General features: G+C 62.5%; 7 protein-coding genes and 1 pseudogene. 3 read left to right on the top strand and 5 right to left on the bottom strand.

All coding sequences use genetic code 11. The features are described 5' to 3' along the window. The 5 genes from GCN78_RS28670 to GCN78_RS29490 all read right to left on the bottom strand — a co-directional run. Nucleotides 1-1,852 (bottom strand): phospholipase effector Tle1 domain-containing protein (locus GCN78_RS28670; protein ID WP_226939871.1); only part of this gene is annotated, 1,852 nt, incomplete at its 3' end. Beyond that, nucleotides 1,788-2,240 carry a DUF3304 domain-containing protein gene (locus tag GCN78_RS28665; RefSeq protein ID WP_152254726.1) on the bottom strand — a complete coding sequence of 151 codons (453 nt, stop codon included), beginning with the start codon at nt 2,238-2,240 and terminating at the stop codon, nt 1,788-1,790. The genes GCN78_RS28665 and GCN78_RS28670, both read right to left, overlap by 65 nt. A gap of 40 nt (nt 2,241-2,280) precedes the next feature. Then, entirely contained in the window at nt 2,281-3,210 is a 930-nt protein-coding gene (locus tag GCN78_RS28660) for a DUF4123 domain-containing protein (protein WP_152254725.1), read from the bottom strand. A gap of 13 nt (nt 3,211-3,223) precedes the next feature. After that, nucleotides 3,224-6,043 (bottom strand): type VI secretion system Vgr family protein, encoded by a 2,820-nt coding sequence (locus GCN78_RS28655; protein ID WP_152254724.1) that lies wholly within the window; start codon nt 6,041-6,043, stop codon nt 3,224-3,226. Continuing rightward, a complete protein-coding gene (locus tag GCN78_RS29490) occupies nt 6,040-6,627 on the bottom strand; it encodes a hypothetical protein (protein ID WP_193316903.1) in 588 nt (195 codons plus the stop codon). Before GCN78_RS29490 ends, GCN78_RS28655 begins: the two co-directional genes overlap by 4 nt. 390 nt (nt 6,628-7,017) lie before the next feature. On the opposite strand from GCN78_RS29490, the gene GCN78_RS28645 reads away from it, so the two are divergent. The 3 genes and pseudogenes from GCN78_RS28645 to GCN78_RS28635 form a co-directional block, all read left to right on the top strand. Beyond that, nucleotides 7,018-7,863, top strand: coding sequence for a M15 family metallopeptidase (locus GCN78_RS28645; protein ID WP_226939870.1), 846 nt, complete (start codon nt 7,018-7,020; stop codon nt 7,861-7,863). A 15-nt stretch (nt 7,864-7,878) separates the two neighbouring features. After that, nucleotides 7,879-8,148 (top strand): PAAR domain-containing protein, encoded by a 270-nt coding sequence (locus tag GCN78_RS28640; RefSeq protein WP_152254723.1) that lies wholly within the window; start codon nt 7,879-7,881, stop codon nt 8,146-8,148. Nucleotides 8,149-8,179: 31 nt separating this feature from the next. After that, nucleotides 8,180-8,448 (top strand): annotated as a pseudogene (locus GCN78_RS28635) (hypothetical protein); the annotation flags it as partial.

Below are 8,448 nucleotides of genomic sequence, written 5' to 3'. Positions count from 1 at the left end.
GCGCGGCTTCCGTCTTCCGGCTGAGCTCATACGCGCGTTTATAAAAACCATCTTCAGGCGGTTTATTGGCGAACGAGGCGATCCTGGCCCGCTTGTCGTATTCCGTCACTTCGCCCGCCATATAAAATCCGGCCAGGGAATCGTGTACATAGTCGTCAAAAAAACGCATCACTTCGGACGGCAGCGGTTTGGGGTGATCGAATATGTCGAGCGCCCATGCTTCCCAGTCATCCAGCGGTATATGATTTTGCGCGCGATAGTATTGCCAGTGGTTGATGCGCGCAATATCCCGGGCGCTGAATGGTTGCCCCTCATCGCCATGACGGAAGGCTTTGCGCGCGCGCAGCGCTTCCAGATCGCCTGCCAGCAAGCGGTTGTAGGACCCCAGATCCTCCCGCTCTTGCGCGTTGGCCGCCTTGAAGCTGGTCGTGGCTTCCAGTGTCTTGACGCGCACGGCGCGCCAGCGGTAATACAGCTCCATATGCTTGCTCAGCAAGCCGCCTTGCTTGTTAAGCTCGGCGGTATATGCTTCCCATGCCTTGGCAAGCTCTTGACTGACCTGGAAATCATCTCGGTCCGTTGCCTCCAGTTCGCTAAACGGTATCAAAGGCACTCCTTTGAGGCGCGCCTCCTTGAACATATGCGCCAGCGGGATTTGCGACAACAAGGCTGCTTGTCCGCCGCGTCCCTTTCCCTGCTCACCCGGACCATAGCCGCCTCCCACGTCGGAGTGCACGCCAGGAAAATACACTTCCTCGATTTTCCCTTCCAGGCGTGTAACGGGGAAATTCATGCGCTGCTCATGCGTGGCAATGCAATGCAAGCCTGCCTGAACGCAGCGAGGCAGCGGCTTGAGCAATTCATTGGCCCAGGCCCAATGGCCATCGAACATCGCGCCAGGCGCGATCGTGGTTTTCGCGACAGACGCCGAACTGCCCACGGTTGCCACCGTGTCAAAGACGCCAAGAAAATCGATGCTGGCCGGAATGCCGGCAAACTCCTGCCCCTCACCTTTGCCCGGCGTGAGCAAATCGGCAAACAGCTGGCAGAATGCCACCGCCTCGGCGGCGCCACGCGAAAAACCGAACACCGACAAGGTCAGCGATGGAATATGCGGCTTGGGTTGTGCCGCCACCGCCGCTTTGAGTTTTTCAATATGCTCAGCGAACCAGTCCGAGTGGGTCATGAAGCGCTCCCTGCCGGTTGAGGGATGCGGTACCTTTTTGTGGCCTACGGCATTATCATAAGTACGGGCAAGTTCGCCAGCCTTATCTGATTTATATAATGGAGTTTCATCTCCATAAACCGTTCGATGAATTGCATTTAAAACCTGCAATAAGCCCCAGATAATACGCGGCTGCCCTCCTTTGGCAAAAGCCTTCCCCTCGTCCGATTCAGTCAATTCACCAATTTCCTTAAATGGCGTTCCCACGCCAGGAATATAATTTCGAAAATATCCCGCACCCCGTTTATTCGAGGGAAAACTCGAAAATAGCCGCGCCACATTGCTATGGCTGGCACTATTGGGGTCGACCACAACATTAGCTATAGGAATGGGCTTTTTTGTTCTTGGATCGAGCACACCTGTCCTAACCCCATTCCTATCGCGCTCCAGATTATTATTGGTTCCATCAAAGAAAAGTCCAACCCTCACTGGAATACTACACGGCGCGCCATCTTTCTTTTCACATGCCTCCTTGGCAATTTCGGATTGCTCTTTCGTCAACGGCTTTAAAAAAAAACCGACGGGAAACGGCGCGGAATGGGGAGTTTCACTGATCATAATATCAAGGAATATTGGCAGGTTTTCCGGAGTGAAGAATAGGATGAGTTTTTGCCCCCCCTCCAGCATTTGACACGACGACTCTCACCTCATCATTGGGGAAGAAATGCATATAGATATCCCCTGGTTCATCGTATTTTTCCACTTCCACCATTTTTTCTTTGACAATATGCGTATGTTCTTCCGGCATATCCCACCGCACCAGAACCATCATTCCCGGATACCACACTCTCGGGATAGAGGCGCAACAGATTTCTGCCCCCCCCGCCCCCCATCTGGCCATATTGGCGCCTCCCGCCCCATCCACCGATGCGGAATAAATATACTTCCCCGTATGGTTGACAATACCCACCTGCGCTGTCGCGGTAGGACTTGGGCCGGCTTGCTCAACCTGCCTGGCCTTGAGGGCGCAACCGCTCAGCAGCAAGGCCGTGCCAAGATACATAATCCATTTCATGATTTTCCTTTTATAAAAATAGGCAGTTGAAAGAACAAGGCTAGGCAGCCGAGCGCGCCTGCCAGAAATCGTCGGGCAGCGTGTCGAGCTCGGACAGGTAATTCGCACCTTGGCGCGTGCGCCGCAACAGGCTGGCCATCGCCGGGTGCGAGGTAAAATCGTCGGCCAGCATCAAGGCCAGGGCGCTGAAATGCTGACGCTGGCCCGCCGCCTCGATGCCGCTGGCGTTTGCCACAAGCAAATGACGCGCCACGCGCGCGTGGCACTCGGCCGGGGCGCCGGAATGAAACAGGTCCGGCTGCACATCATGCAGATTGGCCAGGATGGCGTCGGCTTCGGCGATATCCACCAAGGCGGCAAAGGCGGCGTCACTGAGCGGAAATTTGTCAAACTCCGCCGGGACGGGACTGGGCTGCGCCTCGCCCTGCCAACTGACCAGCGAACCATCGCGCTGCAGCGACCACCAGCGGTAGATGGGGCTCAGCAAATGCGCATATTGGGTTTGCGTCAAGGCCGCCAGCAAGGCCGGCAATGTGCGGCTATCGGCCCAGCGCACGGGCCATTCGACGGTATCTGGCGTAATGGCAATCAAATAGGGGCGCAGATGCTGCTCCAGCTGGCCGATATCGAGCGTGCTGGCGATGATGCTGAGCATGGGCTTGCCCGCGCACAGCGAGAACAGGCGCTGCACCCACGCAACTTGCTCGTTGCTTGCCGATGGCGACGCCAGCAGATGCGGCGCGGCACCCTTGAAATTTTGCAGCGAGGTGTGCGCATACAGCGATTGGCGCCGCAGCCGGCTTGAGTAGCGCTTGGTGAAAAACTCCTCGTCGCAGGCGCCGTCGAGCAGCGCCAGCAGATACAGGGGCTGGCTGCCGTTCGCCACTGCCGCCTCCGCGCGCAAGGCCTGCAGTTGCTGCGCGATCAGCGCTGGAACTTCTGGGTCGTGAACATCGATGGCAAAGTACATCAGGATTCCTTTTCTAGGCCGCCGTGGGCGCGATAAACGGACTACCGCTACGCAACGCCGCCAGCAGACAAGCTTTGCACACGCTGGCAGGCAGCGCCGGCAATGGATAAGCCAGCCGTGTCGGCCCGATAAAACTCTTCTTGCCCGCAAACACGGTGATCTTGCCCGGACACTGGATGGTGATATTGCCGCCCTCGATGGTGATGTTGGCCCCGCCCGCCGTCGACAGGCGGATGCTTTTCGCCGCCGCCCAGTCCACATGCGCGTTGGCGCTGATGATGTCGATTTCCTCGCGCGCCTGGATATTCATGACGTCGCTTTGCGCCTGCGCGTCGATGAGCCCTTGGGCCGCGATCAGTTGCACCCCGGCATCCCCCTCCCCGGCCTGGACGACGCCGCCCAGCATGCCGATGGCCTGGCCCGCGTGCAGGCGCCACTGGCCGCCGCTGGTCCATTGCGTGTCCTGGCCGCTCATCACGGTGACGGTTTCGCCATTGGCCAGTTGCATATCCTGCCCCGCGACAACGCCCAGTCCGGCCTTCGCGGCAATCGCGATGATGGCGTCCTTGGTCTGTGGCAGCTCTTCATGCATGCCCGACACGCTGGCCAGCATCGCCTTGAGCGGCGCGGCCGTGTCGTCGAGTTCGCTGGCATTCGGTGCGGCAACGCCGATATGGCTGGCGTAGGCCACCGTCTGGTGCGTCTTGGCGGCAGCGCTGAAGGTGTCGCCCAGCAGGACCGCCTGTTTCATCAGCGCGATGCCGCCGGCATTGTCGCCGGACGGCTCGCGTTGCGCGGCCTCGTGCCTGAGCACATAGCTGCTCACCAGCAAGCCCGCCTTGGCGCGCAGCGCGCCATACGCGTCGGTGCGCAATTCGGCGCCGGCGCCGCGCAGGCTGCCCCGGTAATTGTCGGCGCCGTGGATCAGGTGGCCCAGGTTCAGTTCGCTGGCCGCATGGCTGCTTTTCAGCTGGATGCGTCCCTGGCTGTCGGTGTCGTCGAACAGCAGCTGGTTGTAGCCGGCCATGCCGCCCGCCTTGCCGAATTCCTTGCTGCGGATACCCCATTGCGCGCTGGCATTGCGGTGCGCCGCGCTGGCCCCGGCGGCACCATGCCACAGCGGACTGTTGCCGCCGGCCACATTGCCCTGGCCCGCGATGGCGTGGTCATGCGCCGGCTGGAACACGCCAGCGTCGTTTTGATCGCGCGCCATGCCGCCCGGGGTGGGTAGCGTGCCGCCCTCGCCCTGGCCGTTGTACAGCGCGCCGACGATGACGGGCCGGTCGATATCGTTTTCCAGGAATTGCACCAGCACTTCCTGGCCGATGCGCGGCAGGAACTGGCTGCCCATGCCGCCGCCGGCCGCGCGCTGCGCCACCCGCACCCAGCAAGTCGCGCCCGTCTCCCGCTGCCAGTGGAAGCGGATGCGCACCCGGCCCAGCTTGTCGCAATGCATTTCATCGGCACCGCTGGCCACGTCGTTGCCGTCGGCGCCGACGACGATGGCGCTCTGGCTGCCCGGAGCGGTCGGCGTGGCGTGCTGGCGCGCCTCGTTGTCATCGTGCACCGGACGCCACGGCGTGGCGGCGGTGATCATCTCGATGCAGTTGGCATAACCGCTGGCTTGCGCCTGGGCGATCGCGGCGGCGAAGTCGGGAAACCCCGCGCCCCACTCCGCCACGGTTTCTTCCAGCAATTCCGGTATCGGGCCGAACAGTTCCGCCAATCCCTCCCGCGCCGGCGCCGGCAGGTTGTTGACGCCGATGCTGGCCACGCGCAACACGACATACTCGGGCGCGGCACCGTCGGCTGCCTGCAACGGTCCCTGCGTCAGGGCGAAGCGCGTGCCGGCGCGCAGGGTGCGTACGGTCGAGCGTGCCTGCCACAACTGGGCGCGCGCTTCGTGGGCCTGCATCTGCAATTGGGCGTAGCGCCGCGCCTGGGCGGCGCTGGCGTACCAGTACTGGCCCGGCGTGTCGTAGCTTTCCAGCATCGGCGCGTTCTTGCCGCCGAGAACCATATTCGTCGGCACGCTGGCGGCGACCGCCTTCTTCGCCTTGTAGTCATAGCTGAGCACGCTGCTCAAGCCCACCTGCAGACTGCGCCGCGCGCTCAAGGCTTGCACGCTGTCGCCCGGCTCGCCGACGCGCGCGCCATGGAAGCGCAAGCCACCGCCCTGCGTGCTGCTGGCGTCCTCGGGCGTGGCGCAAACTTGGCTGCTGTCGGCAAAGACGATCAGGGTCTGACCGTCAAACCGCCAGGCCAGCCCCTCTTCCGTCAGCAGGCGGCGGATAAAATCGAAATCCGATTCGCGGTACTGGCAACAATAACTGCGTTCGCCAGCGTCCTGCATGAATGAGGCGACCTCGTCGCTCCAGCGCCACAGCGCGGCCGGCGCATAGGACTGGAACACGGATTCGACGATCTCGATTACCGACTTGTCTTGCCAGACGCGGCTGTTACGCACCTGCGTCAGCCGCCACAGCCACGGTGTCAGCCGCAGGCGGTAGCGCGCCAGGCCGCCATTGCTGCCCAGCATGGCCACCTCGCTGACATGGCCGCTGAAGCTGGCGCGGCTGCCATCAAACAGGCTCACCTGCAGCGTGGCCAGCTGGCCCAGCAAAGGCGCCAGTGCCAGCTGTGCGCTGGTCGACAGCACGATCACATCGCGCGCGCCAAGTGCCTGCAAGCGCTCGTCGCAGGCGAACGCTTCCACCAACAGCGTGCCGACATCCTGCGCGCTGTCGTCTTCAAACGTGAGCTCGTACAAACGCGTGATGCTGGAAAAAGCTCCCAACGCGGCGCCCACCTGGTCGAGCAGCGCTGCGCTCATCGCGCACCTTTTGCTGCCGCCCTGGCCGCCTTGCATAGCGGCTTGCCGGTACGACCGGCGCAGGTTCTTTGCCGGCAGCTATCCGCCGCGGCCGGTTTCAATGTACTGCATTGCTGTAACTGCGCTTGCAGGCTGGGCGGCGGCGCTTTTTTGGGTGCCGCGCCAGCCTGGGCATGCGATACCAGCGCGGCCAGCAGGGCCACGTCGCTTTCCTGTTCCGGCGTGACGGCGGGCTTGGCCGGATCAGCGGGCTTGAGGGGTTTGACGGGCGTTTTTTTCTGCGGCGCGCGCACCGGCCTGGGCGCGCTCTTCTGCGGGGTTTCCAGTGCCTTGCTCAGCACATCCCTGGCACCCGGCACGGGCGCCGGGGCCGGGGCTGGCATGTCGGCGCCCAGCATTTCGCTCAAGCTCTGCCGCGGCAGAACCTGCTGCTCTTCGTCGCGTATGCTGGCTGCGGCAGTGCCCACGGCCGCTGTTTCCGGGACTGGCACCGTGCTGGTCAATGCCGGTTCAGCCTCCGCCGCCGTCTCGCGTTGCCCCAGCCAGGCGCCAGTGGCCAGCAACAGCAAGGCGCCTGCCAACATGCCGCCCCAAACAGGCCACCGGCGGGCGCGTCTGCCTTCGTGAGGCGCGGGCGCGGGCCGTCTGCCGCCTTCGAGATGGTTGAGGATACGGCTGCGATCGGCTTCCGCCTGTTGCGCGGGCGTCAATAAGCTGGGCCGTGTCGATGGCCGCCGGCTGTCGTCATTGCTTTGCAAAATCTTAACTCCTGTCAATATTTGCAATACCTTACGACAATAAAAAAAAGCGTGACGCATGTTAGGAAATCAACAGTGCGCACCCGGCGCACAATTGAAACCAAGCTTCCGTAATTAGCAAGTTAGTAAGATATACTCAGAGGCAATATTAGCGGAAACGCTGGCACCGCGGCATTCAGCCGCCCGTGCGCGGTGCCTTTTTCGAACGGAGTGGGCGTGTTTTTACTGGCGGTGGCACTCTATTTTTTTCTCGCTTGCCTGATCAGCTGGCTCGTGCTGTTTCCATCCGGTCGCGAATTGTTCATGCGGGCGCTGGCGACGGCCGAACAAGGCTTCGCGGCGCGGCTCGATCGGCTGGCCCGGCGCAGGAACGCCAGCCTGGACACGCTGCGCCGTGGCGGCGCCAGCACCTTGCTCGGCGGCGCGGCATTCGTGCGCCGCCATTACCTGCTGTTCCTCGGCGGCGCGGCGGTGATTTGCCTGCCGCCGGCGATCGCCTTGCTGGCAAGCAGCAAGAGCGTGTTGGGCGGCTACGAGGTCTCGACGCGCGAAATGAATACGCAAGTGTCGTCCCTGCTGCAAGGCGAGCAACTGGTGCCGCCGGTGGACTTGCCGCCGCTCGTGTTCGCCACCGAGGAAGTGCAGCAAGTGCGGCCCATGCTGGTATCGGCCAGCCGCAACTGGACCTTGCTCAATGGCGAATACGCGCAAAGGTTGCTGCTGGTGTTCAAGATCATGAAGGAAAAACATGGCTACGACATGGCCATCCTGGAAGGTTACCGCAGTCCGGAGCGTCAAAACATGCTGGCCGGCATGGGCAGCAATGTCACCAATGCAGCCGCGTTCCAGAGCTGGCATCAGTATGGCCTGGCGGCCGATTGTGCCTTTTTGCGCAATGGCAAGCTAGTGATCTCGGAAAAAGATCCCTGGGCCATGCGCGGCTATCAGCTGTATGGCGAGGTGGCCGAATCGGTCGGCATGACCTGGGGCGGCCGCTGGAAAATGATGGATTTCGGCCACACGGAATTGCGTCTGCCTGGTGTGATGAAAAAACAACGATGACTCTAAGGAGCACAGATGGCTGGTCCCGTAATCAGATTGGGCGATAAAACATCGCATGGCGGCAGCGTGCTGGAGGCCTCGGCGATGACGGACAGCGGCGGCATCGGCATCGCGCGCGTGGGCGACAAGGTGTCGTGCCCGCGGCCGGGCCATGGCACCTGTCCCATCGTCAGCGGCGACGCCAGCTGGATCGTCGATGGCAAGCCAGTGGCCCGCCAGGGCGACAAGACTAGCTGCGGTGCGGTACTGATCGCCAGCCAGCAAGCCACGACGGATCAGCTATGACGCCCGGCCGCCACTGCAAGGAAGCGCGCTGATGCGCCCGTGGCTGCGGCGCAGCCTGCTGATACTGGCCGTGTTCGCCTTGTGCTGGGGCGGCGCGATCTGGTACTGGCGCACCAGCATGCGCATGCCATCGACGGGCGACCTGGCCGGCACCATGCTGGCGCTGCCGTTGACGTTGCTCACCACTTGGTGGCTGAGCAAGAAGCTGCTGGCAAGGCTGGCTTCCCCGGCAGCGGCGTCCGCGCCGGCCGACGCCGCCGACGGCGGCGCCAGGACGGCCGGCGATGCACCAGCGCCGCG

The sequence above is a fragment of the Janthinobacterium rivuli genome, assembly GCF_009208735.1.
Lineage (GTDB): Bacteria > Pseudomonadota > Gammaproteobacteria > Burkholderiales > Burkholderiaceae_D > Janthinobacterium.
Note: the sequence above shows the minus strand (reverse complement) of the source record. Positions and strands in the feature narration are given on the sequence as shown.

Excerpts from the sequence above, each read along its gene's own strand:
- GCN78_RS28665 (WP_152254726.1), bottom strand. The coding sequence starts at position 2,240 with ATGAAATGGATTATGTATCTTGGCACGGCCTTGCTGCTGAGCGGTTGC.
- GCN78_RS28660 (WP_152254725.1), bottom strand. The coding sequence starts at position 3,210 with ATGTACTTTGCCATCGATGTTCACGACCCAGAAGTTCCAGCGCTGATC.
- GCN78_RS28655 (WP_152254724.1), bottom strand. The coding sequence starts at position 6,043 with ATGAGCGCAGCGCTGCTCGACCAGGTGGGCGCCGCGTTGGGAGCTTTT.
- GCN78_RS29490 (WP_193316903.1), bottom strand. The coding sequence starts at position 6,627 with ATGTTGGCAGGCGCCTTGCTGTTGCTGGCCACTGGCGCCTGGCTGGGG.
- GCN78_RS28640 (WP_152254723.1), top strand. The coding sequence starts at position 7,879 with ATGGCTGGTCCCGTAATCAGATTGGGCGATAAAACATCGCATGGCGGC.